This is a genomic window from Gardnerella bretellae, assembly GCF_048545135.1.
GTDB lineage: Bacteria > Actinomycetota > Actinomycetes > Actinomycetales > Bifidobacteriaceae > Bifidobacterium > Bifidobacterium greenwoodii.
In genome coordinates, this window is sequence record NZ_JBKQXU010000003.1 from 234,702 (window position 1) to 259,749 (window position 25,048).

22 protein-coding genes are annotated in these 25,048 nt (G+C 42.5%); 11 read left to right on the plus strand and 11 right to left on the minus strand.

The window, feature by feature from the left end; genetic code table 11:
• Positions 1-155 precede the first annotated feature (155 nt).
• Both ACJV7B_RS03725 and ACJV7B_RS03730 read left to right on the plus strand, forming a co-directional pair.
• Entirely contained in the window at positions 156-449 is a 294-nt protein-coding gene (locus ACJV7B_RS03725; protein ID WP_004129686.1) for a DUF2089 family protein, read from the plus strand.
• Complete coding sequence (locus ACJV7B_RS03730) at positions 446-619, plus strand: hypothetical protein (protein ID WP_004129684.1); 174 nt, start codon at positions 446-448, stop codon at positions 617-619. The genes ACJV7B_RS03725 and ACJV7B_RS03730 overlap by 4 nt, the downstream gene beginning before the upstream one ends.
• Before the next feature lie 69 nt (positions 620-688).
• Here the strand turns inward: ACJV7B_RS03730 and ACJV7B_RS03735 are convergent, their stop codons facing one another.
• Positions 689-976 carry an addiction module antidote protein gene (locus ACJV7B_RS03735; RefSeq protein ID WP_116712287.1) on the minus strand — a complete coding sequence of 96 codons (288 nt, stop codon included), beginning with the start codon at positions 974-976 and terminating at the stop codon, positions 689-691.
• A 363-nt stretch (positions 977-1,339) separates the two neighbouring features.
• On the opposite strand from ACJV7B_RS03735, the gene ACJV7B_RS03740 reads away from it, so the two are divergent.
• From ACJV7B_RS03740 to ACJV7B_RS03750, 3 genes are read left to right on the plus strand one after another with little or no spacing between them, the layout of a single operon-like run.
• The gene (locus ACJV7B_RS03740) at positions 1,340-1,801 is read left to right on the plus strand and encodes a hypothetical protein (protein WP_004129675.1); all 462 of its coding nucleotides are present in this window, start codon (positions 1,340-1,342) and stop codon (positions 1,799-1,801) included.
• 34 nt (positions 1,802-1,835) lie between these two features.
• Positions 1,836-2,489: a response regulator transcription factor gene (locus tag ACJV7B_RS03745; RefSeq protein ID WP_004135846.1), complete on the plus strand. Its 654-nt coding sequence runs from the start codon at positions 1,836-1,838 to the stop codon at positions 2,487-2,489.
• A 34-nt stretch (positions 2,490-2,523) separates the two neighbouring features.
• Positions 2,524-3,696: a sensor histidine kinase gene (locus tag ACJV7B_RS03750; RefSeq protein WP_419388992.1), complete on the plus strand. Its 1,173-nt coding sequence runs from the start codon at positions 2,524-2,526 to the stop codon at positions 3,694-3,696.
• Between the two features lie 375 nt (positions 3,697-4,071).
• On the opposite strand, the gene ACJV7B_RS03755 is transcribed toward ACJV7B_RS03750, so the two are convergent.
• The 5 genes from ACJV7B_RS03755 to nrdH form a co-directional block, all read right to left on the minus strand.
• Positions 4,072-4,665 (minus strand): hypothetical protein, encoded by a 594-nt coding sequence (locus tag ACJV7B_RS03755; protein WP_419388993.1) that lies wholly within the window; start codon positions 4,663-4,665, stop codon positions 4,072-4,074.
• 363 nt (positions 4,666-5,028) lie between these two features.
• Positions 5,029-6,108: a class 1b ribonucleoside-diphosphate reductase subunit beta gene (gene nrdF / locus ACJV7B_RS03760; RefSeq protein WP_004129655.1), complete on the minus strand. Its 1,080-nt coding sequence runs from the start codon at positions 6,106-6,108 to the stop codon at positions 5,029-5,031.
• A gap of 110 nt (positions 6,109-6,218) precedes the next feature.
• Positions 6,219-8,453, minus strand: coding sequence for a class 1b ribonucleoside-diphosphate reductase subunit alpha (gene nrdE, locus ACJV7B_RS03765; RefSeq protein WP_419388994.1), 2,235 nt, complete (start codon positions 8,451-8,453; stop codon positions 6,219-6,221).
• Between the two features lie 77 nt (positions 8,454-8,530).
• The gene (gene nrdI, locus ACJV7B_RS03770) at positions 8,531-9,031 is read right to left on the minus strand and encodes a class Ib ribonucleoside-diphosphate reductase assembly flavoprotein NrdI (protein ID WP_004135836.1); all 501 of its coding nucleotides are present in this window, start codon (positions 9,029-9,031) and stop codon (positions 8,531-8,533) included.
• Positions 9,032-9,034: 3 nt separating this feature from the next.
• Positions 9,035-9,295, minus strand: a complete 261-nt coding sequence (nrdH, locus tag ACJV7B_RS03775) for a glutaredoxin-like protein NrdH (RefSeq protein WP_004129649.1) — start codon at positions 9,293-9,295, stop codon at positions 9,035-9,037.
• Between the two features lie 362 nt (positions 9,296-9,657).
• Between nrdH and gndA the strand changes: the two genes are divergently transcribed.
• A complete protein-coding gene (gndA, locus tag ACJV7B_RS03780) occupies positions 9,658-11,112 on the plus strand; it encodes an NADP-dependent phosphogluconate dehydrogenase (protein WP_116794380.1) in 1,455 nt (484 codons plus the stop codon).
• An 80-nt stretch (positions 11,113-11,192) separates the two neighbouring features.
• Here gndA and pgl read toward each other — a convergent pair whose 3' ends face one another.
• The 4 genes from pgl to ACJV7B_RS03800 all read right to left on the minus strand — a co-directional run bounded on the left by pgl (position 11,193) and on the right by ACJV7B_RS03800 (position 17,247).
• A complete protein-coding gene (gene pgl / locus ACJV7B_RS03785; protein ID WP_419388995.1) occupies positions 11,193-12,017 on the minus strand; it encodes a 6-phosphogluconolactonase in 825 nt (274 codons plus the stop codon).
• Positions 12,018-12,095: 78 nt separating this feature from the next.
• Positions 12,096-13,037: a glucose-6-phosphate dehydrogenase assembly protein OpcA gene (locus tag ACJV7B_RS03790; RefSeq protein ID WP_308582057.1), complete on the minus strand. Its 942-nt coding sequence runs from the start codon at positions 13,035-13,037 to the stop codon at positions 12,096-12,098.
• Positions 13,034-14,614, minus strand: a complete 1,581-nt coding sequence (gene zwf, locus ACJV7B_RS03795; RefSeq protein ID WP_004135828.1) for a glucose-6-phosphate dehydrogenase — start codon at positions 14,612-14,614, stop codon at positions 13,034-13,036. Before zwf ends, ACJV7B_RS03790 begins: the two co-directional genes overlap by 4 nt.
• Before the next feature lie 131 nt (positions 14,615-14,745).
• Positions 14,746-17,247, minus strand: coding sequence for an acyltransferase family protein (locus tag ACJV7B_RS03800; protein WP_419388996.1), 2,502 nt, complete (start codon positions 17,245-17,247; stop codon positions 14,746-14,748).
• 189 nt (positions 17,248-17,436) lie between these two features.
• On the opposite strand from ACJV7B_RS03800, the gene ACJV7B_RS03805 reads away from it, so the two are divergent.
• Positions 17,437-17,931, plus strand: a complete 495-nt coding sequence (locus ACJV7B_RS03805; protein ID WP_116794376.1) for an inorganic diphosphatase — start codon at positions 17,437-17,439, stop codon at positions 17,929-17,931.
• An 89-nt stretch (positions 17,932-18,020) separates the two neighbouring features.
• Here the strand turns inward: ACJV7B_RS03805 and ACJV7B_RS03810 are convergent, their stop codons facing one another.
• Positions 18,021-18,812 carry a beta-carotene 15,15'-monooxygenase gene (locus ACJV7B_RS03810; RefSeq protein WP_419388997.1) on the minus strand — a complete coding sequence of 264 codons (792 nt, stop codon included), beginning with the start codon at positions 18,810-18,812 and terminating at the stop codon, positions 18,021-18,023.
• A 273-nt stretch (positions 18,813-19,085) separates the two neighbouring features.
• Between ACJV7B_RS03810 and ACJV7B_RS03815 the strand changes: the two genes are divergently transcribed.
• From ACJV7B_RS03815 to valS, 4 genes are all read left to right on the plus strand, one after another.
• Complete coding sequence (locus ACJV7B_RS03815) at positions 19,086-19,859, plus strand: winged helix-turn-helix transcriptional regulator (RefSeq protein ID WP_419388998.1); 774 nt, start codon at positions 19,086-19,088, stop codon at positions 19,857-19,859.
• Positions 19,860-19,868: 9 nt separating this feature from the next.
• A complete protein-coding gene (nth, locus tag ACJV7B_RS03820) occupies positions 19,869-20,540 on the plus strand; it encodes an endonuclease III (RefSeq protein ID WP_419388999.1) in 672 nt (223 codons plus the stop codon).
• Positions 20,541-20,676: 136 nt separating this feature from the next.
• A complete protein-coding gene (locus tag ACJV7B_RS03825) occupies positions 20,677-22,167 on the plus strand; it encodes an ABC transporter substrate-binding protein (RefSeq protein WP_419389023.1) in 1,491 nt (496 codons plus the stop codon).
• Positions 22,168-22,214: 47 nt separating this feature from the next.
• Positions 22,215-24,974: a valine--tRNA ligase gene (gene valS / locus ACJV7B_RS03830; RefSeq protein WP_419389000.1), complete on the plus strand. Its 2,760-nt coding sequence runs from the start codon at positions 22,215-22,217 to the stop codon at positions 24,972-24,974.
• Positions 24,975-25,048 lie beyond the last annotated feature (74 nt).

Sequence of the window (25,048 nt, forward strand, 5' to 3'; positions counted from 1 at the left end):
TTATTTTGGCGGCAAGACGGCAATTTTGGCGACATAAAAATGTCGCTTTGTGCCATATCTATCATGCTCATGCTTGACAAACTCATACAACAATTTTAATATTTTTAATAAAAGTTTAATTTAATTAAAGTTTATAGGCTGAAGAAAGGGGTGATATGGATCATATTCCAAAATGGATGGCTAATCTCACAGATGAAGATATGTCGTTTATAAAGAACTTTGTATTATCGTCTGGATCGTTAAAAGAAATGTCGCAAATGTATCAAGTCTCTTACCCAACGATGAGAATCAGGCTTAACAGGCTCATTGAAAAAATTCGAATAAGCGACAATGAACCAGAAGACCCGTTCGTTCTTTTAGTAAAGAGTCTTGCTATTGACGATAAATACGATGTTGACACAGCTCGAACACTCATAAACGAATATAGAAAAAGAAAGGATGAATCATGAGCTATGCATTATTTGGTCCGATAATTGACATTCTTATCGCACTTGTTATATGTGCTTTAGTGTTCTTTATTGCAAGAAGTCTTATTCGCTATGCGCATTCTCTTAAGAAAGACGATAAGTCATCTAAACAGTCTGCAGAAGATAAAAGAATTGCGTTACAGGACTTATAAAACACAAAAACCGAGTTATCGTGGCAGTTTTTGCTAATTTTGCAATTTTTGCCACGATAACTGTGTATGTCACGCATTTGCTGGTTCTATTGCAATGCGTCCACCTAACGCTTGAACAACCTTCGCAATAGTTTGGAAGCTAGGATTGCCGTCTCGTCTTAAGCTTTTGTAAAGGCTTTCCCTTCCAACCTCGGCTTTTTGAGCGATCTCTTTCATTCCTTTAGCTTTTGCAATATCGCCTATAGCAGCTTGCAGCAAGCGAGGATCGTTAAGTTCTGCTGCGGCATTGAGATATGCAATAACATCATCATCGTCCTCAAGATACTCACTCGCATCCCATTTACTTATATTTACCATTTCTTCATCCAATTGCGATACTCATCTGTTTTAAGTATCTCCATAAAAATATTTTATCCTGTAGGATACAGTTTTGCAATAATAAGTAAACAGTCATATCAGTTATCGTGACAAAAATTGCAAAATTAGCAAAAACTGCCATGATAACTCCATAAGTATGCCTCTATTTAAGAATATTTCCAAAACGGAAATATTCTTAAATGTTGATTGTTGAGAATATGCAAACTGCTAATAGTAAAAGTTTTTTAAAAAGTTTTCTAAAAGCACTATCGTTAAAAATAGGTACGCCTATTTGTGTAGATAAAATCTGCACGTTAGTATGTTGGTAATTTACAAAACAAGAATCACGAGGAGGTGCTTATTATGACTAATCCTTTGCGCGGTATACGAGAAGAGGATATTGTTAAGTACTTTAAAGCGCATAATCTTTCAGTTGGCAAAACGTATGTGCTTACTATGAAGTACGACCCTTGGTGGAAAGATTTAATCAAACTATTTTTGTTACCTAAATTATTCTATGTAGCGCAAAGCGTTGTTGCGCGTATTATTGCTGCCACTAATAATGAGTTTATTATTGTTAATCCGAATGTCATTTTAGGCTCGGGTAATCTAGCTAAATTAGACGATAAGTATCTTCGTCGTATTGCGTGGAATCAACTCACTAATTTTGAAGTTATAAGTAAGCCAACAACTCAAATAATTCGTTTTACTGCGAATGGCAAAACCGAAGAATGGAGTGTGCCAACGGAAAGTGCTAGCGTATGGCACTTTAATGTGTACAATCTTGATAATTTGAGAAAAACAATACAATCGCACATCTCTTGATAAGTGGATTCCAAAACAAGATACCATATATTGTATGAACACTACCTACGCAATTGTTGATAATGACACGCTTGTATTGCGGTACATGCAACTTCTTCTAAAAAGTCGTTTGCCTGAAAACTTTGTTTGTGCATGGATGTGTTCTTCTGCAAAACAAGCTATTCATCGTTGCGTTACAGAAAATACTCCTGACGTACTTTTAGTAGATATGTCAATGAGAGAAATGAGTGGCGTTGATGTAATTAAGGCAATTCGCGAGCGCAATAGCAATATTGTTTTAATCGGCATTACTTCCTACATGTTAGATGAATACGTATTGCAAGTTGCTAAGTCGGGTGGTCAAGCGTTAATACATAAAGACAATTTATCAGACGTAGTTGCAGCTATCCAATCGCGCACAACAAGCTACGGGTGCCCAGAATTGCCACAATATATTGACTATTTTCACACTCCGCAAGAATCATTTAATATGATTTCTCAACTTACGAAGACTTCAGTTTTGTCTCCTCAAGAATCGGAAATTATGCGCTTGTGCAAACAGGGGTATTCTACGAAAGAGATTGCAGATCAGCTTAATGTGAAAGTTTCAACAGTCAACACGCATTTACGGCGTATTTATGGAAAACTTCACGTCCGAAGTCGAATGCAGGCGCTTGCTGCGCTAGCAAAATATTCGCATGACATATAACGTGTAAGAAATTAACGTGTAAAAGTAGGTAGTTATGAAATTATTAACACGTATGATCAATTTTTTGCCGCATGATGCTTGGCAGAAAATTGGAATTGGTGCAATCATAAGTTGTACTTTGATTCTTGAAATTTGTTCCTATAATAATCTTCATTACTACTCTAATTGGCATGCAATTACGGTTGAAATAGTATGGATTGTAATCTGCTTATGTATTGCAATCTGGCCTCGTAAAGCATCTTTTATTGTGCTTATTTGGATGCCGTTGGTAATTATTGCGCCAAATATCAACTACTCATCTATGATGCTTACTATATTGATTTGTTTGGCAATTGCTGTAATTACTCAACCTTGGTACACTGTGCTTTCTTCTTGCGGAGTATCTTCATGGTTCTTTATTATCTGCGATTTTCAAAACGCTTATGTGTTAGCGTGGTGGCTTCTTATCACTCTTATTTCTAGCGCAATTGTAAAATACTATATTTCTACTATTCATCAGCAACAGGAACAGTTATTTGCACAGCGTTACAACGTTTTTCAAAAATATACCACTATTGCAGCAATTCGCATGCACGATGAAGTAACTAATGAGCTTTCCAGTATTATGATGATGGCCCAACAGTCTATTGAACCTCAAACAACTCATGAACAAGAGCATGAAAATTCTCGAGAGATTCTTCAATGTGCTACTACAACTATTCATAAAGCACGTAATATTATTTCTCTTCTTGACAATGCTACAACTGCAAGCACTAGCGATGTTATGCAATCTACTACATGTTATAAAGATTTTTGCACAGGCTTACGTGTTTTATTTGACTGTGAACAAAAGTCATTTGAAAAGCTTGGCTATATTGGTTCCATTGACTTGAGTAGTGATTTAACTGCTGAAGATTCTCGGTCAATCCATTTGCCTTTTGAAGAATGTGCTCAAATTGAATATATTTGCCGAGAACTACTTGCAAACGTAAAAAAGCATGCTGCAAAGCCTAAAGAATACGCTATGAATGTAATGCTTAATGACCATGAATGTCATATTACGTGTATAAATAGTGCGCAACGCGGTATTCTTTCTAACTTGCAATTAGGATATGGACTGCGTTTTCATAAGATGCTTGCGGAACGAGTTGGCGGAACTTTTAAAGTTATTGAAGATGGAGATTCGTGGATTATTAATGTACACGTTCCACTTCATGTAGAGAAATAGCCATTGTGCAAGAATAAATTATTGTGCTTTCTTGCGCTTTAATCGAGTACTTGGATGTATTTCGACCGAGTATTTGGACGCTTTTTAATCGAGTATTTGGACGAAGCTTTGCGCAGCAGATGTAAGTAGGCGGTTAATCTGTGACACATAGTGCTGTTTCGTTGTTATGTTATACGAGTTATCGTGGCAATTTTTGCGAATTTTGCAATTTTTGCCACGATAACGCGTGATTTCGGCTGCGCGATATGGTCGTGACTATTGTCGCGTAATCAGTTAAAAAACATTGCCTGTTCATCAACCTCGTCGATGCACAGGCAATATTTTCAAAACAACAAAATTTGGTGAATAATCTAAATTTTGCGGCTAAATCGTTTACTATTTTGCTACGTCAAGAACTACTAGACGTTGTCCGCCATAAGTTCTGGCATCGAGACAAGTTTGAATAAAGTAAGCAGACTTAGGGAATTGATCAACGTACTCTTTGAATACTTTTAGCAACTTATCCGCGCTTCCGCCACCCTCAAAGTCTTTATAATCCGCCACTTTGTAATCTTTGCCGTTTAATTTAACTGGCATGCCTTTTTGGAGTTTCTTTAATAAGATGCCTGAACTGTTCAAACGGTCGACAACCATGTAATGGCCAGTATCAACCTGGAACCAGTCGTCTTGAAGAGTCCAGTGATAGAAAGCATCTTTCACGTAAGCCAACTGATCAGGATAAGCGTCCCAAATAACGCGTTTAGTTTCGCCTAGGGCTTCCAAAGTACCTTCTTGTCCCTTTACAAAAGCTTCGGTGATTTTCTTTTTTGAGGCTTTTTTGACTGGTTTTGAATGTTTTTTAGTAGAATGACGGCTTATTTTTGTTGGCACTGGTTTGTTTGCTTTGGAGTTACCGCAGGCTGCTAGCCCAACCAGCGAGCTGAAGAGCACTACAACACAAAGTAATTTTTTATAAGTCATTTTCCCCATAAATGGACTTCTTTCTTCTTCTAGATGCGTCTAACGGATGTTAGTCATCTTTATAAACTTGAACTCCAACTTTAGTGCCTGCTCAGTTCAGTTCAAAAATCTTGGTTTGAACGTGAGTAGGAGTGACGGCACTGCTGATTTTTGCATAAACAAATCAACAAGACCAGTTCCTTTTCACATAGTGTAGCATAAAGGCTGAGTGACCTGTGTTATTTTTTGACTTCTAGCTTTTATATAGGATCTATTTTGCTGCAATAATTAACCTAACTAAATTAAAATTGGTTAGCTAATTAAGATAATTAGCTAACCAATCAGTTAGTTATTCAGTTATTTAGTAAATCAGTCAGTTAGCCAGCTGTGCGATTAGAAGTCCCAATCGTCGTCGTCAGTTTCAACCGACTTGCCCATAATGTAGCTGGAACCAGAGCCGGAGAAGAAATCGTGATTTTCGTCGGCTGCAGGAGAAAGAGCCGCAAGAATCTCAGGGCTTACGTGAGTTTCTTCTTCGCTGTACTTAGCAGGGTAGCCAAGGTTCATCAAAGCCTTGTTAGCGTTGTAACGCACGAAGTCAAAAACGTCATCGTGGAAGTCAAATCCTTCATAAATCTGACCAGAATACTCAACTTCCAAATCGTACAAAGTGTCAAGCAAGTTCATAGTGAACTTTTCAAGATTCTTCTTATCGTTCTCGCTTCTAAGCTCCAAACCGCGCTGGAACTTGTAGCCGGAATAATAGCCGTGAATTGCCTTATCGCGCAAAATCAAACGAATCATGTCGGCAGTGTTCATCATCTTTCCGCGAGAAGCAAAGTAAAGCGGAAGGTAGAAGCCTGCGTAAAGAAGCAATGAAGAAAGCATAGTTGCTGCAATCTTGCGCTTAAGCGGATCTTCGCTCTCATACTCGCAAAGCACAGTGGTAACTCGCTGCTGCAAAACGTCGTTGCCAACAGCCCAACGGTAAGCTTCGTCAATCTCCTCGCTAGAGCAAAGAGTGGAGAAAATAGAGGAGTAGGAGCGAGCGTGAATCGACTGCATAAAAGCAATATTCGTGTAAATAGCCTGCTCGTGCTCAGTGCGAGCGTGCTCAATCTGGCAAAGCTCACCAATAGTTGCCTGACTGGTATCAAGCAAAGTCAATCCTGTAAAAACGCGAGTAGTTGTCTTGCGTTCAAGATCGGTGAGGGAACGCCAAGAAGGAATATCGTTGCTCAGTGGCACTTTTTCTGGAAGCCAGAAGTTAGCGATAAGACGATTCCAAACGTCCAAATCCTTGTCGTCAACAATATTGTTCCAATTAACTGGGCGCACGCGTGAGCCGTGATGGTAGCGGTATTGAGCTGGTGTAATGGAGGCTGCCATCATAGAGTCATCTGCGATTACGCGGTTCGTGCCGAAAGGCTTATCGAGACTACTGCGTAGTGCTGTTGGATCGAGTTCTGTCATAATTACTCCTGATCTTGTGTTTACGTTTATAAAATTTTTAAGTTTTTGATTTAATTTGCAAAAGATTTACGCTGATAGATTTACTTCGCTGCGATTTTTAGCGCTGCGATTTACAGCGTGCAGCTTACGCAACCCTCGATTTCCGTACCTTCCAAAGCTTTTTGGCGAATACGAATGTAGTAAAGAGTCTTAATTCCCTTACGCCACGCGTAAATCTGAGCCTTGTTCAAATCGCGAGTAGTCGTAGTGTCTGGGAAGAACAAAGTAAGCGACAATCCCTGATCCACATGCTGAGTTGCTTCAGCGTAAGTGTCAATAATCGCCTTCCAACCAACTTCGTAAGCATCCTTAAAGTACTGCATATTGTCGTTCGTCATATAAGCGGCAGGGTAGTAGACGCGCCCAACTTTGCCCTCTTTGCGAATCTCAATGCGCGAAGCAATCGGGTGGATCGAACTCGTGGAATGGTTGATGTACGAGATGGAACCAGTTGGAGGGACAGCTTGCAAATACTCGTTGTAAATGCCGTCGCGCAAAATATCGTCGCGCAACTGCTCCCAGTCCGAAACGGTTGGAATCGCAACGTTAAAACGAGCAAACAAATCGCGAACCGCTTGAGTTTTAGGCTCAAGCGAGCGGCTGCCGTCAGTGTACTTATCGAAGTAGTTGCCTTTGCCTGCAGGCTTAGCGTAGGCGCTCGTCTTAAAGCTTGCAAAAGCGCGGCCACGCTCCACAGCCAAAGCGTGAGAAGCCTTATAAGCGTGGTAAGCAACAGTCATAAAGTACATGTCCGTAAAGTCAAGCGCTTCCTCGCTTCCGTACTGCATGTGCTCGCGAGCAAGGAAACCGTGCAAATTCATTTGACCCAAGCCAATAGCATGACCTTCTTCGTTGCCGCGACGAATCGAAGGCACAGAATCAATCGAAGTGTGCTCCGAAACAGAAGTGAGCGCGCGCACAGCAAGCTCAACGCTTGCACCCAAGTTTCCATCCATCGCCTTAGCGATATTAAGAGAGCCAAGATTGCAAGAAATATCGCGACCAACGTGGCTATAAGACAAATCTGCATTGTAAGTGCTTGCTTCTTGAGTTTGCAAAATCTCGGAGCATAAGTTGCTCATAGTAATGCGGCCCTCAATAGGATTCGTGCGATTCACAGTATCCTCAAACAAAATGTAAGGGTAGCCAGATTCAAACTGGATTTCCGCAATCGTCATAAAGAATTCGCGAGCATCAATGTACTTCTTGTGAATACGAGGATTTGCAACCATCTCATCGTAATGCTCTGTAACAGAAATGTCTGCAAAAGGCTTGCCATATTCGCGCTCAACATCGTAAGGACTAAACAAAGCCATCTTTTCCTTACGCTTAGCAAGCTCGAAAGTAATATCTGGAATCACAACACCCAAAGAAAGTGACTTAATGCGAATCTTCTCGTCTGCGTTCTCGCGCTTAGTGTCCAAAAAACGCATAATATCTGGGTGGTGAGCGCTAATATACACTGCACCTGCACCCTGTCGAGCGCCAAGCTGATTAGCGTAAGAGAATGAATCTTCCAAAAGCTTCATAACAGGCACAACGCCACTCGACTGATTTTCGATTCGCTTAATAGGAGCGCCAAGCTCGCGCAAATTCGTAAGGAGCAGAGCCACGCCGCCGCCGCGCTTAGAAAGTTGCAAAGCGGAATTAATTCCGCGCGCAATAGACTCCATGTTATCTTCCAAACGCACGAGGAAGCAGCTTACAGCCTCTCCGCGCTGGGCTTTACCAAGATTCAAGAACGTTGGAGTGGCTGGCTGGAAGCGTCCTGCAAGCATCTCGTCCAAATAGTTGAGCGCTGCTTTTTCGTCACCATCTGCGAGCTCCAAAGCCACAGCAGCTGCGCGCTGAGCGAAGTTTTCCAAATACTGCTTGCCGTCAAAAGTCTTTAAAGCGTAAGAAGTGTAGAACTTAAAAGCGCCCAAGAAAGTGCCAAAAGTGTGGTGAGCGGATTCTGCGTGCTCGTAGAACTTATCTAGAAACTCGTCGCTGTACTTTCCGAACACATTGCCGTTGTAGTAGTAGTTGTCAATCAAATAGTTCAAGCGCTCGCGAGTTGAAGCAAACTTCATGCTGTGTTCTTGCACGTAACCCGAAACGTAAAGCTTTTCTGCTTCCTGGTCCTTGTCGAACTGAATGCCTTTTTCTGGATCGAAAAGACCGAGCATAGCGTTAAGAACGTGGTAATCGCGGCTGTTGCGAATGCGTTCTGCTGTGCTGCTAGCAGCTGCGTTTGCAGTTTCGCTGGAGTCAGTGTGATCAAGATTAAGCGAAGTAGATTCGCTCATCGGATCCGTGCTATTCATTTGATTGATTCCTTTCTTCATGCGTTATTTTTGCTTTTCAAACGCTGATTGTTTTTTGATTCTTTTACTTATTTTGATTATTTAGTTTCTTCTGCTTCTTTTAATTGCTTTAAAAATCTAGGTATTCCCTGCGCTACTTTTTCAATATCTTCTTGAGTTCCTGTCAACTCAAACGAATACATATTTGGGATTGCGCACTTTCCTGCAATCTGACCGCCTGCAGCGCAATAAGCGTCTCCAAAATTCGTGTTTCCGGAAGAAATTACTCCGCGAATAAACGAACGATTTTCGCGATTGTTTAGGAATTTGCGTACTTGCATTGGTATTGCTTTTGCAATATTTCCGCCGCCGTAAGTTGGTACGATTAGCACGTACGGTTCGCGCACATTTAATTCCGGGTCTTTTGGTCGAAGCGGTATGCGATACACGTTTACATTGTTGCTAGGAAAATCGCAATTTTGCACGAAGCGTAATGTGTTTTCGGAAACTGATGAAAAGTAGACTACAGCTCCGATTGATTCGCCTTGTGCGCGAGATTCTGGCTCGCTTGGCTGTTGGATTCTTTCTTGTTCACACATTTATCATGCTTCTTTTGCTGTTTCTGAGGAAGTTCCTAGTTTATCCGCAATTTGCGCGATTAAATCTGGGCGGTAACCGCTCCATGATGTGTCTGGCGCAATAACTACAGGTGCTTGACGGTATCCAGCGTTGCGCAACTGATCCAGTGCTTCAGGGCTTTTTGATAAGTCTACAGTTTCGAAGTTCACGCCAAGTTTTGTGAACTGTCGTTTAGTGGCATCACACTGTGGGCAATGAGGTTTTGTAAACACTGTAATTGTCATTTCAATCTCCTCTGGTGATGGGGAATCGTTAGATTCCGCGGTGTTAGCACAAAAGCCAAAAGTCAGCATACTACTCATAATTACTATTTGTAGTGGTGTGTCGATTATTCAAACACTACATATAGTTATTGTTTATATTTACAAAATCCGCGTGTTTGTAAGCGTGTCGTACTTTTTTGGAGATTTTGAGAACGATTTGTTTGTATTAAAAATGTAATTTATATCACAAAATTTACTTAGTGTAACTTGCATTTTTTGCATCGAAAATCTTGTGCATATAGGCCGATAAAATTAAAAAGTGTGTTTCCTGAAGGGGAGTAACGCAGAAACGAAAATATAACAACAAGATAAGAGGTGTCGTAATGACTCAAGCTCAGGCAAATATTGGCGTTGTTGGCTTGGCTGCAATGGGATCTAATTTAGCGCGAAATCTTGCGCATCACGGAAATACTGTGGCAGTTTATAATCGTCATTATTCGCGAACTGAAACGTTAATGAATGAGCACGGCACTGAGGGTGCTTTCGTTCCAGCTAAAACTGTTGAAGAATTTGTGGCCTCTCTAAAGCGTCCGCGCACGGCGATTATTATGGTAAAAGCTGGTGCTCCTACGGATGCTGTTATTGAAGAGCTTGCAAATGCTATGGAGCCTGGAGATATTATCGTTGATGGCGGAAACTCTTATTTTGAAGACACGATTCGCAGAGAGCGCAGCATTCGTGCGCGTGGTCTTCATTACGTTGGTTGCGGTGTTTCCGGTGGTGAAGAAGGTGCTTTGCGCGGCCCTTCGATGATGCCTGGTGGAACTGAGGAATCTTGGGAGACTCTTGGGCCTATTTTGAAGTCTATTGCGGCTGTTGCAGAAGGTGAGCCTTGCGTAACGCATATTGGTACCGACGGTGCTGGTCATTTTGTAAAAATGGTTCACAACGGTATCGAGTACTCAGATATGCAGCTTATTGCTGAAAGCTATGATTTAATGCTTCGCGGCTTGGGTATGAAGTCCGACGAAATTGCGGACGTATTTAGCGAGTGGAATAAAGGCGAGCTTGATTCTTATTTGATTGAGATTACGGCTGATGTGCTTCGCCAAAAGGATGCTAAGACTGGTAAGCCTTTGGTTGAGATGATGGTGGATCACGCTGGCATGAAGGGCACTGGTACTTGGACTGTACAGTCTGCGCTTTCGCTTGGAATACCAGTTACGGGTATTGCCGAAGCTGTGTTTGCTCGCGGACTTTCAAGCCAAGTTGCTTTGCGTGAAGCTGCTGAAAACCAGGGTTTGACTGGTCCGGATGTGCATTTTGATTTGAATGATGCTGAGCGTAAGGCGTTTATTGAGGATATTCGCCAAGCTCTGTACGCTTCTAAGATTGTTTCTTACGCTCAGGGCTTCGATGAGATTGCGGCTGCTGCAATTGAGCATGATTGGAAGATTAACCAGGCTGCTGTTGCTCGCATTTGGCGAGGCGGATGCATTATTCGCGCTCAGTTCTTGAACCGCGTTTCCGAGGCTTTTGAGTCTGGTGAAGCAAGCGTTTCTTTGCTTTTTGCACCGTACTTTAAGGATGCTATTGAAAAGTCTCAAGCTGCTTGGCGTCGTGTTATTGCGCGTGCAGTTGAGCATGGAGTGCCTGTTCCAGCATTCTCTAGCTTGCTTGCGTACTACGATGGATTGCGTTCCAAGCGTTTGCCAGCTTCGCTTATTCAGGCTCAGCGTGATTTCTTCGGTGCGCACACTTACGGTCGCATTGACGAGCCGGGCGTATTCCACACTTTGTGGGCAGATCCTAATCGCCCAGAAGTAAAGCAAGATTAAATCAAATAATATTTATAGATAACAGGCTTCTGTATTTGTTATGCAGAAGCCTGTATTTTATTGTGCTGAATATTATGCAGTTACTTAATAGCAGCTTGCAGTGTTTCGGCGGTGGTTAGCCAAGAGATTTCGTCAGTTCCGTTTGCAAAAGACGCAGGATAATCTGGATTATTAGCTCCCGAAAGTGCGTTCATTAAAGCAGCTCCCTTTTCTGCTCCGGCAGTCAAGAACCAAGTGCGACGGCTGTGAGATAGCACAGGAACTGTAAGAGACAATCGCATTGGCGGAAGTTTAGGGGAGTGGTTTACTCCAACAACAATGCGCTCGCGATTGTTAACTTGTGGCAATCCTGGGAAAAGCGAAGCCATATGTGCGTCCGGGCCCATGCCAAGAATTGCTAAATCAAACACCGGCTCTGGTCCAAGTAATCCTATAATTTCTTCCTCATAGTCGTGCGCTGCCGCATCTAAAATAGCGTCATTTTCAGCGTCGCTGGCTGCTGCAATTTCCTCCGCGCTGCGCTCATCTGCAGGCATCTCGTGAATATGAGATTCTGCCAAAGCTTTGTTAGAAGTAAGTAAGTTAAGCAAAGCTTCGCGAGTTTTACGTGCGTTGCGATCCTCGCTATCGTAAGCTACGAAACGCTCATCTGCCCACCAAATATGCACTAAATTCCAATTAATCGCTGGCAAAAGTGGGTTGCTAGCAAGCATTTGGAACATGCGTATTGAATCCGTGCCGCCAGTAAGAAGTAAATGGAATGGTTTGTTTAGATTTTGCACATTATTTTGTGACTCCATAATAAACGTTACTAAGCGTTGAGCTGCGACGGCTGAAAGTACATCGGGATTATTGTAGCCGTAGATGTTTGCGTTGTGTGCAAAAGTAACTTCATTATCTGTCATGTCATTCCTTTTATGCAATTAAAAATGTTTCACACGCTGTTTCACAAGTTGTTTCACGCGTTGTGTATTTTTATAGACTTAATTGTTTTCTGCAGGATTATCTCGAACCAGCTGTGCGTAAATTTCATCCGGATCAATTCGTCGCAATTCCTCACTTAAGCAATCATCCAAAGTACGAATAGGAAGCGCAATAGGTTGAGCGGTTTGATAGGGAAGACTAATTAAAGCCTGATCTCCGCCAGCAGGGCGAGTAAGAGATAAAGTGCCGTCTTCACGCTCTAAAGTTACGGAAGTAATAGCTTTAGCATCAGGATTCTCAACTATTTCTACAGGCACTCGCAAACTGCTCTTAAGCCAAGCTGCCAGTAAATGCAAAGAAACATAGTGCGTAGGGCCAGTAACTTTTGCGCTAGTAATTGGCAAATGCGGGGGTTGATCGAGCATAGAAGCCAAAAGCGCACGCCATGGAGTAAGACGCGTCCAAGATAAGTCTGCGTCTTGCGGAGACCAGTTTTTGCGTAAGTTTTGAACAGTTTTAAGAGTGTCGTCTGCGCGCTGAGCATCAGTAATTCTGCTACTTGCCATAGCTCCAAGCAAATCGTGAGCAGGGTCTTCCGGAGCGTTCGTCGGCCACCAAGCAACAATCGGCGCATCTGGCACAAGTAGCGGAATAACAAGCGTATCCGGGTGACGAACCAAACCGTTATGCGGATACAAAATAATAATCTCGCCAGCTCCAGCATCAGCACCAAAACGCACTTGAGCGTCAAGATTTGGCACAATTTCGCCGCGCTCAGCAGCATGCTCGCTAGACCAGTCGCGAACCATAGCAATAACGCGGCAAGGATGCTCGCGGCTTGCAGCATTAGCAGCTTCGAGAGCATGTTCTAATTCTTGAAGATCTGTGTCTATTAAAAGAGTAAGCACGCGCCCAGTTGCGGATTCTCCACGCTCTTCGTGCAATTCGTCGATTTTTTGCGAAATTTTACTGGTATTAGTATCAGGAAGGTTGATAATCATGGCAGCCTCCAATGACGATTATTACGAGCAAGCATGTCGTCTGCTTCTTTAGGACCCCAAGTTCCAGCGCGATACGGCTGTGGTTGTGTGCCAAGTGAACTCCAAAATTCCTCAATAGGATCGAGAATCTTCCAGCTCAAATCTACTTCTTCAGTAGTTGGGAACAGTGGAGGCTCGCCAAGAAGAACGTCAAGAATCAGACGCTCATAAGCTTCAGGTGAACTTTCAGTAAATGAACGTCCGTAACTAAAGTCCATAGAAACGTCGCGGACTTCCATAGCAGTTCCGCCAGGAACTTTCGCTCCGAAACGCATAGTAACGCCCTCATCTGGCTGCACGCGAATCACAATAGCATTGCTACCAAGCTCTCGAACAGCAGTTGATTCAAACGGCAAGTGCGGAGCGCGCTTAAAAATCACTGCAATTTCCGTAACGCGTTTGCCTAAACGTTTGCCAGTGCGCAAATAGAATGGCACTCCAGCCCATCGGCGAGTGTCAACGTCTAGTCGCACAGCAGCATACGTTTCAGTAGTGCTTTTAGGGTCGATTCCTTGTTCTTCCAAGTAACCAACTGCTTTGTAAGATCCTTGCCAGCCTGCTGCGTACTGTCCTCGAGCAGTATTGGCAGCCAAGTCTTGAGGTAGTCGGATTGCGGATAGAACTTTCGTTTTTTCAGCAGTCAAATCGCTAGCGCGGAAACTTACAGGCTCTTCCATAGCAGTAAGAGCCATAAGTTGAAGCAAGTGGTTTTGAATAACATCGCGCGCAGCACCAATTCCGTCGTAGTATCCGGCGCGTCCACCAATACCAATGTCTTCAGCCATCGTAATTTGCACGTGATCAACATAATTTGCGTTCCAAATTGGCTCGTACATTGCGTTGGCAAAACGGAAAGCCAGCAAATTTTGCACGGTTTCCTTACCTAAGTAATGGTCGATTCTAAATACGGAATTAGGATCAAAAACTTCTGAAACAACGCGGTCTAATTCGCGAGCGCTCGTTAAATCATGCCCGAAAGGCTTTTCGATAATTACGCGACGCCACGCGTGCTCGGAAGAGTGAGAAAGTCCAGACGCTGCCAACTGTTGAGCAACAATAGGGAAGCTTGAAGGAGGAATAGACATGTAAAATGCGTGGTTTCCGCGCGTGCCGCGATCTCTATCTAATTCATTTACTGTTTTGCTTAAACGTTCAAACGCAGACGCGTCGTCAAAAGTGCCGCGCACAAAGCGTATTCCTTTTGCAAGATTAATCCAAGTTGACTCACGAAATGGTGTGCGGCAGTGTTGCTCAATATTTTCGCGCACAAAATTTACGAAATGCTCATCAGTCCAGTCTCTTCTCGCAAAACCAGTTAAACCAAATCCTGGTGGCAAAAGCCCTCGATTAGCCAAGTCGTATACGGCTGGCATAAGTTTTTTGCGTGCTAAATCACCAGTAATACCAAAAATTACTAAACTGCACGGGCCGGCAATGCGAGCCAAACGTAAATCTCTAGGATCTCGTAATGGGTTCGTCCACGCAGACGCATCATCAGCAGTGTGTTGCGTGTTAAAAGGAATCCTCAACTCAGTCATACATACTATCGTAATATTTCGCTGCTATTTTTCCTACACGAGTCGTTATTTTCATTGAGATTCGTTATAGGATTTGCTTGTATCGTGCGCAAAATACTTGTAGTTATGCCAAAATTCGCGTTATTGATAAATCAGGCTCCGCATAGCGCGAGTCGAATCATTTTTGCGTATTTTGGACCGCCAACTGGGGTTAAATGCACGCCATCGTCGGTTAGATATTCAGAATGATCTTTGCTGAAACCATTCCAGTCAATAATGCCAACATTAGGATGCGTTTGAGCAAACTTACGAAGTCGGTCGTTGGTAACATCTTGCCATGGCTGTGGAACTCTAGTTGTAACGAAATAAACAGGCTTACCCTTAGCAACATCTACCATGTGCTGAAGAACGCTGTCATCGTGAGGCGGGCCGTTTGTTCCTAGCGCGTAAATAACAACATCCCCAGCATGTTTGCTCGAAATATCTTGAGCATATTCGTCAGCTCCGTGGAAAATCTGCCTGCTTACTTTTCCGTCAATATAAGCATTAGGCATTACTTGCAGCAAGTATGGTTTTGCGCCTTCGGTAATAGAATCGCCTACCATAGTTAAGTTTACTGAGCAAGTGTTGTGCTTTTTATCAATACGAGTGTGTGATGCGGAAAGATTTTGCGGAACTTTTTCTGCAATTGGGAAAAGCACAGGATACTTTGATGGTGTTGGAGGAAGCGCTTGTTTTACTACAGCCTTGTGCAATCCTTTTGTTTTCTTATTTGAAGCGGATGCGTTTGCCTTTTTATTAGTTTTTGTTTTTTCTGCTTCAGCATTTTTAGCAGCATTTACAGTTAGTTCAGGTCGAATTTGTATTGCGCGTTGTTGAGCAATACTATTCCAATTCAATGGCAAAGCAATTAAGAAAATAGTTATTACGCAAGCTATTGCTAATGCTACGAAATGTACTAATTTTTGCAGATATTTTTCTGTTTGTTTTTCAAATAGTTGATAGAAACATTCTGCTACTGCAACAATTATTACAGCTTGCAAAATCTGCTCTTCCCAAGAAACAGTTGTTGTTCTTGTGGCAGGATTGCACAATTCTAAAATTGGGAAGTGTACTAAATAAATAGCAAATGCGCGCTTTCCAAGATAAGATAACGGCGCAAATGCGAAAATTCTTGAGCAAATATTATCAGTCTGAGTGCAAGACCACAGTATTAGTGCACAGACTGCTGCGGTTATTGTGTATCCTCCAAAAGTAAATGCCGAGGATGTGCCGTCTGCATAAACAAAGCACAAAATCAGAACTATTGTTGTAACAATACCTATTAAGGATCTTTGCCACGCGTGCAAAGGGTTGTAAAACACTGTTTTTGGAGCGGTAAATACGTTATCTGGAAGTTCGTGTATTTCAGATTTAGAAGAATCTTCTAAATCTGTATTCTTGTAGTCATCTTGCAAAATTTCAGCATTGTCAGACAAATCAATTTGTAATCCAGCTCGCAAATCTTCTGGAATACTATTTTCAGCAGGAGATTTTGCAGCATTTTCATCAACCTGCTTGTTGCTTGTGTTCTTTTCAGCATAAGTTTCGTTTGAAGAAGAGCTAGTAATACCAGATTTCGGCAATATTGTGGAAATCTTAACTATTGCATGCTTATTGCCACGAATCCAATAAAATACGCGAATAATCCAAGCATGTAATGAATGTTTGGTAAACCAAGCCCCATACATTGCCAGCATTGCGCCTAGCAAGAATTCCGATGCTCTTGTGTCAAGAGAATAATAGACGCGAGCTGGAGTAGTGTAATCGCCAAACATGTAGGCAAAGGTAAACGTAAGTATTGTAGAAAGTATCGCCAATCCTGCAGTAATATACATGCGAGTAATTGCGCGTTTAACAAGCTTCACGAGGGCCGTAAGAATAAGTGGCCACACAACGAATGCTTGCATGATTAAGCCAAGATACCATAAGTGTTTAATTGGGGAAGGTAATCCTGTTTGCTCAAAATACGATAGTTTGCGCGCAACGTACATTATGTTGCTAAAGAAGCCAGCTCCAGAAAAAGCATCCGCTTGTAATTTTGGAAGTAGACTTGGCGAAAAAAGCCACATTATTGGTGCGCTAACTCCAATAATTCCAAGTGTTGGTGGCCAAATTCGCTTTAAACGATGCCAAATGTAGTTAAAGTAGCAAGTGATTAATCTTTTAAATTCGCCAGTTTTTGTTTTACTTTTCTCAATGCTGTTTGCATTGCTACTTATGTTTCCGTTTGTGTTAGCGCTTGTGCTGCTGCTAGTTTCGGCACTTTTTTGAGAGTCTAAATAGCGAAGTATTGAATGTGTGCAAAAGTATCCAGCTAAAACTAAAAATAGCGTTACTCCTAAAAATCCTCCAGAAAGTGTGCTTGGGCGCATATGGAAGCAAACAATTCCAATAATTGCTAAAGCGCGCAAGCCATCTATTGCAGGATTTCGTTTAGATTCAATCTGATTTTTTACTTCACTAACAGTATTAGTTGATTTAGCGCTTTCATTTGCAAGCTTTTTATTTACGAGTGTTTTACTAGCATTATTTGCGGCCTCAGCTTCCTTTTGGCGGAAGTTTCTATTGGCCGGTGAAACAGTGGAAGTATTCACGCGTTTCTTCTTTGTCATCTTGCCTGCGCTTCGTCAACCATGCTTTTGTGTGTGCACATATTGTGTGTAAAACAGAGCCATAATAACTGTGTCTTTCGACACTTTTGAACCTCAAAGCGTGTTTTGAAATAATGCTTTCTTTAGTGCGCGCTAAAGTGAAATATAACAGTTGTGTCAATTGTTATTAAAGATAATAAAGGAGCCAAAATGGCAGAAACTTTTAACGTTGTGGTAGAAATCCCACGTGGTTCTAAGAACAAGTATGAAGTGGATCACGAAACCGGTCGTGTTTTCTTGGATCGCACACTTTTCACTGCAATGGGTTACCCAGATGATTACGGATACATTGAAGGAACTTTGGGCGAAGATGGCGACCCTCTTGACGCTCTTGTTATGATTCCAAACTCCGTATTCCCAGGATGCGTTGTTGAGTGCCGCGCTGTTGGTTTGTATCACATGGTTGATGAAGCTGGCGGAGACGATAAGGTTTTGTGCGTTCCAGCAGACGTTCGTTTCGACGACATTAAGGATGTTGATGATGTGAACGAATATCACAAGGCAGAAATTAAGCACTTCTTCGAGCAGTACAAGGCTTTGGAGCCGGGTAAGGAAGTCCTTCCTGGTGACTTCTGGGCTGGTGTAGAGCAGGCTGAGAAGGAAATCGTCGAAGCTCGCAAGCGTTTGGAAGAAAGCGAAAAGTAGGTTTTGCTTTTTGAATAAAAAATCCCCTGCGAGTTCATGGAAAAAATAGTTAAAAAAATAAACTCACAGGGGAAACCTATAATGCATTTTCATGCAACTAACAGCATACCAAGTCCCGCAATATAAATCAACATTCCTGAAAACATTATTGGAAGTAACGAAATAGCAACGTCGCGAGTTACGTTATTTTCGTAGTAATTTTTGCAATTATTCCTAACCCACAAATACGAAAGTCCGGAAAGCAAAATTACCATCAATATGCATAGTGCAGCAACAAATATTCCGCCGTCTGTGTTGCGCAAAGATGGCATAAATCTAATAATAGAAGGCAAAAACATCCAGCCAGGAAGAGCTGCACAAGCAATACTTGCTGTTAGAGTGTGAGAAAGGTTTCTAACTAAATTTGTGCGGTTTTCGCGTAGCATTTGTCTTAAGAAAGTTATGAATGTTGCTGCTACAAGAATTAGTGCAAACGACACAGCCCAACGCTCATAAGGCCGTATTGCTGCAATGAATTTACTCATTGAAACAGTTTCATTGTCAATAATAACGCTTTGTGGAAGCCAGCCTTTTAGCGCAAGAGTTGCGCACCATGCTGAAGCTATGCAGGATAGTAAAGCAATAGCTCGATCAATAACATTTCCGTGCAGCGGCCAAAAAGTAAGGAAAGTTAAAAGTATAAGCGCACACACAACAAGAGTTATTTTTGCTGTTGCTATTGGTAGTGCAGATGCTCCTGCAATTAGTATCACAACAAAAATCTGGCTTGCAATCATTGCTAGAAAATTAGTGTGAGGAATATGTGCTTGTTTTTGAGTGCTAGTACAAGAAGTAGCATCGTTCTGCACTTGTTTATTGCAGATATGTGTTTCGTCGCTCATAGCACTCCTATTTAAGGTAAATATTCGCTCTTATGAATAGTAATATGTGTATAAACTTGATGCATATTACTTATTTCTTATTACTAATGTAGCTTACAACCTGCACTTATTGTTTGTGCTTGTTGATTACACAGAACTTTTGGATTGCTGTATTGTTGACGCAACTTTATGCGAAATAAATTAAAGGTAAGTCGATATTTTTCGTAGCATGGTTTACAATTCCTGTAAAGGCTTGTATTTGGCATTGCATTATTTGTTGGATGGAGGCATCACATGACCGATATTACGTTGATGACTTCGTGCGCTTCTCCGGCAACTGTTTTGCCTTCGCTAGCGCTGCTTTCTCATAGAGTGCGCGTCCTTTCATTAGATTCTGCGAGTTTATCTAAACTTCCTGCGCAAACAGTTCTTCTAATTGATGCTCGTGAAGATTTGGCTTTGGTTAAATCTTTATGCGCTCTTTTGCGCGCTGAAAATATTACAGTTCCAGTCGTATTAGTTCTTACAGAAGGTGGATTTACTGTAGTAAATTCCTCGTGGAATATTAATGACGTTGTTCTTACAAGCGCTTCCCCTGCAGAAGTAGAAGGAAGATTGCGCTTAGCTTCTCAGCGTATTGCAAGTAATGGGTCGTTTGCGCAATCTCAAGATTCTCAAATTAGTGATTCTGCTGTTGACGATGGAACAATGCGCTCGGGTGATCTTGTTGTTGATATGCGCAGTTATACCGTGAGTTTGCATGGCCGTCCTGTTGATTTAGCTTATAAAGAATTTGAATTACTAAAGTATTTTGTGCAGAATCCTAGGAGAGTGTTTACTAGAGCACATTTGCTTCAGGAAGTTTGGGGATACGACTACTACGGTGGAACTCGAACAGTTGACGTTCATATTCGACGTCTTCGCGCTAAGCTTGGTGTTGAGTACGAGCATTTAATTGGTACTGTAAGAAATGTTGGGTATCGTTTTGATCCGTCTGAGGCGGAAGAAAATAGCGATGCGGATGAAGATGCTCCAAGCGATTCAGATTCTTCTTCAACGAACTTATAAATTTGTAGTATGAAAGAATCAAAACAGGAAAAACTTGCGCGTATACACGAAGAGTATGATCTTCTTTGCAAGGAAATACCTGATCCTAAATGTGCGCTTAATTTTTCTAATCCTTTTGAGCTGCTTATTGCTACTGTTTTAAGCGCTCAAACAACCGATAAGCGAGTTAACTCTGTAACTCCGGAACTTTTTGATACTTTTCCAGATTCACGTTCGCTTTCTGCGGCTTCAGTTGAGCAAGTCGAATCTATTATTAAACCTCTTGGATTTTATCGAGTAAAAGCTCAGCATATTATTGCGCTGTCTGTACGTTTGGAAAGCGCTTTTCATGGCGTAGTTCCCTCAAGAATGGAAGATTTAACATCTTTGCCTGGAGTTGGTCGTAAAACGGCTAATGTTGTTAGAGGAAACGCTTTTGGATTGCCTGGTTTTCCTGTAGATACTCACGTAATACGCGTCACAGGCCGTTTAGGTTGGCGTAAAGATTGCAATAAGTCTAAAAAGTATGCAAATCCAGAATCTATTGAGAAGGAAATAACATCTTATTTTGATCCTGCAGATTGGACTAATCTTTCTCACCGTCTTATTTTGCACGGCAGAAAAATATGCACTGCTCGCAATCCTAAGTGCGCTTCATGCCCTCTAAAAACAACATGTCCTTCGTCTAATATATTCATTTAGGGCAATTGCGTGTTGTTCTACATTCAGTTGTTGATATAAACTATGAACTATGTCAAGAACAGGCAAATACGCATATCGTACTTACAGATCATCTCATGGTCGTTCTAGTGCAGGTTGGGTTCCATGGGTTGTATTCATGGTTGTTTCTGTAGTAATGATTGGTGTTTTGTGGCTTGGATGGCAGATATACCAAGGGCGTTCGCCTATTGATTCTTTTACGCATCCTGCTGGTAATTCGGTGTTAAAAGTCGGTTTAAGAACGGCTCCGGATTCTCTTGATATTCGTAAAGATAGCAGCGATTCTTTGCAGCAGGCGTTAATTGGCAACGTGTATGAAACTCTCGTAAAACGTGGTGACGATAACAGTTTGCAGCCTGGCTTGGCACAATCTTGGGATGTTTCTCAAGATGGATTAACGTATCGTTTTAATTTGCGCCAAGGTGTGCGATTTTCCAACGGTGACGTTATGAATTCTGATTCTGTGTTGCAATCATTGCAGCAAGGAATTACTAATAATTATCCAGGTTATGAAGCTTTAAACACTATTAAAACAGTTGCTAACCCAGATAATCATACTGTAGTTTTTACGCTCACAAAGCCTAACGCTTTACTTTTACGTCGACTTTCGGGTAGAGCTGGAATAGTGTATGACACTAAAGCTGTTGCTATTGATTATGCGAATGGTGCTTTAGGAACTGGTCCTTTTACTGTTAGCAGTTACAATAAAGGACATTCTTTGGTGCTTGTGCGCAATAATAGATATTGGGGTACGCCTGCATCTTGCGCAAGTATTACTTTGCAATATTTTGATAGTGATACCGCTTTGGCAGATGCTATGGAAAAAGGCAATATTCAGATGGCTGTTCCGCTTGAAGGCAATGAAAACAAGCGTCTTGCTGCTATTGCGGATACAAAAATGGTTGAAGGCCAAAGCACTCGCGTTCGATTCCTTGCATTTAACTCGACTGTTGCATCTATTTTCTGCGATGAGCAAGCGCGTAAAGCTGCTAGATACGCTATGAATGTGCAAACAGTGATGTCTGCCGATGGTAATGGTGGTGTTCCTGTAGGTGGACCTATTGACCCTCTTTCAACAGGATATGAAGATTTAACTGGATTGTATCCTTATAATCCTGCAAAAGCTGGCCCACTTTTCCATTACTTCAGCTCAAGTTATTTAGGAACTATTAGCTTCCTTGTTCCGCAAGGTGAAGGCGATGTTGGCCGCGAACTGTCTAAGCAAATTAGCTCTGTAAGTGGTTTTAAGGTCAATCTTGAAGAGGTTGATCAAAAAACTTTGCAACAGCGTATAAGCGAAGGCAAATATGATATTGCTCTTACAACTTTGAGTAATACTTTAGATGAAGGTGCTTTTGCAGAAAGTGGCTCGCCGTTTGTTTTGCAGGATTCTAGAGCTCAGCAGGCTTGGGCGAATGCAGTCCACTCAAGAAATGCTTCAGAATATGAAGCAAACGTTCGTGCTTATGCGCGTGAAGTAAGCAATAATGCTGCAGCACACTGGCTTTATGCTCGTAAAAGCATAATGGCTGTGAAATCTAATATAAGTGGTTACACAAAGAATATGACTGATCAGCTGCTTCCATTGCACGATGTAAGCGTGAAGTAGAAAGCGTAAGATTTGCGTTGTCGAACTGAGTTTCTAATATTCAGTTCATGAGTGAACAGGATAATAACGCAGTAAAAAACGCACATTTAACACCATTGCCTAACAAGGTTGGTGTTGATGGTCTTGAAGACAAGTGGCGTAATAATTGGGAAGAAGCCAAGACTTACGCTTTCCACAATTCCCGCGACCGCAAGGCCGTATATTCTATTGATACTCCACCTCCAACAGTTAGTGGCCACTTGCACGTAGGTCACGTATTCTCTTACACGCATACGGATGTGATTGCGCGTTATAAGAGAATGCAAGGCTTTGACGTGTTCTACCCAATGGGTTGGGATGATAACGGCTTACCAACAGAGCGCCGCGTTCAAAACTATTACGGCGTGCGCGTAGACACTTCGCTTAAATATGATCCTGATTTTAAGCCGCCTTTTGAAGGCACTGAAGGTAAGAAGATTGAGGCAAAAGATCAGGTTCCTGTAAGCCGACAGAACTTTATTGAGCTTTGCGAACGCTTAACTTCTCAAGATGAGAAGCTGTTTGAAGCTTTGTGGCGTAGGCTCGGTCTTTCTGTGGACTGGTCGCAAACTTACCACACGATTGGCGAGCAGCCTCGCCGAGTTGCACAAAAAGCATTCTTGCGCAATCTTGCTCGCGGAGAAGCATATCAGAAAGATGCTCCAGGCTTGTGGGATGTTACATTCCAGACTGCTGTTGCTCAGGCTGAGCTTGAATCGCGCGAATATCCTGGTTTCTACCATAAGATTGCGTTCCGTTTCGAAGATGGTACGCCAATTTATATTGAAACCACGCGCCCAGAATTACTTGCTGCTTGCACATCTTTGATTGCAAATCCAGAAGATGAGCGTTACAAGAAGTACTTTGGTCAGGAAGTTTATTCGCCACTGTTTAAGGTGAAGGTTCCGATTTTGGCTCATTCTGCTGCTCAAATGGACAAGGGTGCCGGCATTGCAATGTGCTGCACTTTCGGTGACGTAACAGACGTTGAGTGGTGGCGCGACTTGAGTTTGCCAACTCGACCAATTATTCAGCGTAACGGCCGCATTGTGATGACCACTCCTGATTGGATTACGGATGAGTCTGGCCGTGAAATGTTTGAGAAAATTGCTGGTAAAACCACGTTCTCTGCTCGCAAGGAAGTTGTTGAAGCTTTGCAAGCTGCTGGAGATATGGAAGGCGATCCAAAGCCAACAAAGCGTATGACGAACTTCTACGAAAAGGGCGATAAGCCTTTGGAAATCGTCACTTCTCGCCAGTGGTATTTAAAGAACGGCGGCACGGACGAAAAGCTGAACGCTGAGCTTATTGAACGTGGCAAGGAACTTAACTTCCACCCAGACTTTATGCGCGTGCGCTACGAGAATTGGGTTCACGGCTTGAACGGTGACTGGCTTATTTCTCGCCAGCGCTTCTTCGGCGTACCATTCCCACTTTGGTATCCAGTAAACGAAAATGGGGAAGTGGATTACGAGCATCCTTTGACTCCTAGCGAAGATCGTTTGCCAATCGACCCAACTATTGACGTTCCAGAAGGATTCGACGAATCTCAGCGAGATCAGCCAAACGGCTTTACTGCTGAGCAAGACATTATGGACACTTGGGCAACATCTTCCTTAACTCCACAAATCGTGACTCGCTGGGAAGAGCCGGGTGAGGAAAATCAAGCTTTGTTTAAGGCTACTTTCCCAATGGATTTGCGCCCACAAGGTCAGGATATTATTCGTACATGGCTGTTTAGCACAGTTGACCGCGCGCATCTTGAAAACGGCTGCTTACCTTGGAAGCATGCTGCGCTTTCTGGCTGGATTCTTGACCCAGACCACAAGAAGATGTCTAAATCTAAAGGCAACGTGGTCGTGCCAAATAAGCCAATCGAAGAGTTTGGTGCGGATGCTGTACGCTACTGGGCAACTTCTGCAAAACTCGGCTTGGATGCAACTTACGACGAAGGTCAGATGAAAATTGGCCGACGCCTTGCGATTAAGCTTTTGAACGCTACGAAGTTTGCGCTCGCAATTGGCCGCGAAGATGGGGAACATCAGGTTCTTGAGTCTGCTACAGCGGACTGGAATTTTGCAGACGTTACGGAAGTTTTGGATTGCTCTGTTATGGCAAAGCTTGCATCCGTTATTCGTACTGCAACTGATGCGCTTGAATCTTACGAGCATTCTAAGGCTTTGGAAGCAATTGAAACCTTCTTCTGGGAGTTCTGCGACGACTATATTGAGCTTGCAAAGAATCGTGCTTACGGTACTGCAGAATCCACTGGACGTACTCCAAGCGAAGCTGCTGTAAAGTCTGCTCGCACAACTCTTGGCCTTGCGCTCGACGCATTGGCTCGCCTGCTTGCTCCTTACTTGCCTTACGCTACGGAAGAAGTGTGGAGCTGGATGCATGACGGCGAAGGTTCTGTGCATCGTGCAAGCTGGCCATGCGCTAAGGCTTACGAGGCTGCTGCAAACGGTGTTTCTGCAGACACTTTGGCTTATGCAGGTGAGGCTTTGGCTACTTTGCGCAAGATTAAGTCCGAAGCAAAAGTTTCTATGAAGACTCCTATTTTGCAAGTGACTTTGAACGTAGCAGAAAACGCTTATAAGGCTGTTGAGGCTACTTTGGATGACGTTGCTGAAGCGGGACGCGTTACCGGAGAAGTAAAGCTTAACGCTGTTAAGGCAGCAGATGCTGGAGATTCTTCTGAATCTGAATCTGCGGAATCTGATGCAGCTAACGTAAACGTTTCTGTTGCTCAAAGCGAACTTGGCGAAGCTCCTGCAAAAAAGAAGTAATTGCCAGTAATTGCAAGTAATCGAAAATAATTAATTGCAAAACAAAAGCGCTGGAAGTCAATCTTCGACTCCAG

Excerpts from the sequence above, each read along its gene's own strand:
- ACJV7B_RS03725 (WP_004129686.1), top strand. The coding sequence starts at position 156 with ATGGATCATATTCCAAAATGGATGGCTAATCTCACAGATGAAGATATG.
- ACJV7B_RS03730 (WP_004129684.1), top strand. The coding sequence starts at position 446 with ATGAGCTATGCATTATTTGGTCCGATAATTGACATTCTTATCGCACTT.
- ACJV7B_RS03735 (WP_116712287.1), bottom strand. The coding sequence starts at position 976 with ATGGTAAATATAAGTAAATGGGATGCGAGTGAGTATCTTGAGGACGAT.
- ACJV7B_RS03740 (WP_004129675.1), top strand. The coding sequence starts at position 1,340 with ATGACTAATCCTTTGCGCGGTATACGAGAAGAGGATATTGTTAAGTAC.
- ACJV7B_RS03745 (WP_004135846.1), top strand. The coding sequence starts at position 1,836 with ATGAACACTACCTACGCAATTGTTGATAATGACACGCTTGTATTGCGG.
- ACJV7B_RS03750 (WP_419388992.1), top strand. The coding sequence starts at position 2,524 with ATGAAATTATTAACACGTATGATCAATTTTTTGCCGCATGATGCTTGG.
- ACJV7B_RS03755 (WP_419388993.1), bottom strand. The coding sequence starts at position 4,665 with ATGGGGAAAATGACTTATAAAAAATTACTTTGTGTTGTAGTGCTCTTC.
- nrdF (WP_004129655.1), bottom strand. The coding sequence starts at position 6,108 with ATGACAGAACTCGATCCAACAGCACTACGCAGTAGTCTCGATAAGCCT.
- nrdE (WP_419388994.1), bottom strand. The coding sequence starts at position 8,453 with ATGAATAGCACGGATCCGATGAGCGAATCTACTTCGCTTAATCTTGAT.
- nrdI (WP_004135836.1), bottom strand. The coding sequence starts at position 9,031 with ATGTGTGAACAAGAAAGAATCCAACAGCCAAGCGAGCCAGAATCTCGC.
- nrdH (WP_004129649.1), bottom strand. The coding sequence starts at position 9,295 with ATGACAATTACAGTGTTTACAAAACCTCATTGCCCACAGTGTGATGCC.
- gndA (WP_116794380.1), top strand. The coding sequence starts at position 9,658 with ATGACTCAAGCTCAGGCAAATATTGGCGTTGTTGGCTTGGCTGCAATG.
- pgl (WP_419388995.1), bottom strand. The coding sequence starts at position 12,017 with ATGACAGATAATGAAGTTACTTTTGCACACAACGCAAACATCTACGGC.
- ACJV7B_RS03790 (WP_308582057.1), bottom strand. The coding sequence starts at position 13,037 with ATGATTATCAACCTTCCTGATACTAATACCAGTAAAATTTCGCAAAAA.
- zwf (WP_004135828.1), bottom strand. The coding sequence starts at position 14,614 with ATGACTGAGTTGAGGATTCCTTTTAACACGCAACACACTGCTGATGAT.
- ACJV7B_RS03800 (WP_419388996.1), bottom strand. The coding sequence starts at position 17,247 with ATGACAAAGAAGAAACGCGTGAATACTTCCACTGTTTCACCGGCCAAT.
- ACJV7B_RS03805 (WP_116794376.1), top strand. The coding sequence starts at position 17,437 with ATGGCAGAAACTTTTAACGTTGTGGTAGAAATCCCACGTGGTTCTAAG.
- ACJV7B_RS03810 (WP_419388997.1), bottom strand. The coding sequence starts at position 18,812 with ATGAGCGACGAAACACATATCTGCAATAAACAAGTGCAGAACGATGCT.
- ACJV7B_RS03815 (WP_419388998.1), top strand. The coding sequence starts at position 19,086 with ATGACCGATATTACGTTGATGACTTCGTGCGCTTCTCCGGCAACTGTT.
- nth (WP_419388999.1), top strand. The coding sequence starts at position 19,869 with ATGAAAGAATCAAAACAGGAAAAACTTGCGCGTATACACGAAGAGTAT.
- ACJV7B_RS03825 (WP_419389023.1), top strand. The coding sequence starts at position 20,677 with ATGGTTGTTTCTGTAGTAATGATTGGTGTTTTGTGGCTTGGATGGCAG.
- valS (WP_419389000.1), top strand. The coding sequence starts at position 22,215 with ATGAGTGAACAGGATAATAACGCAGTAAAAAACGCACATTTAACACCA.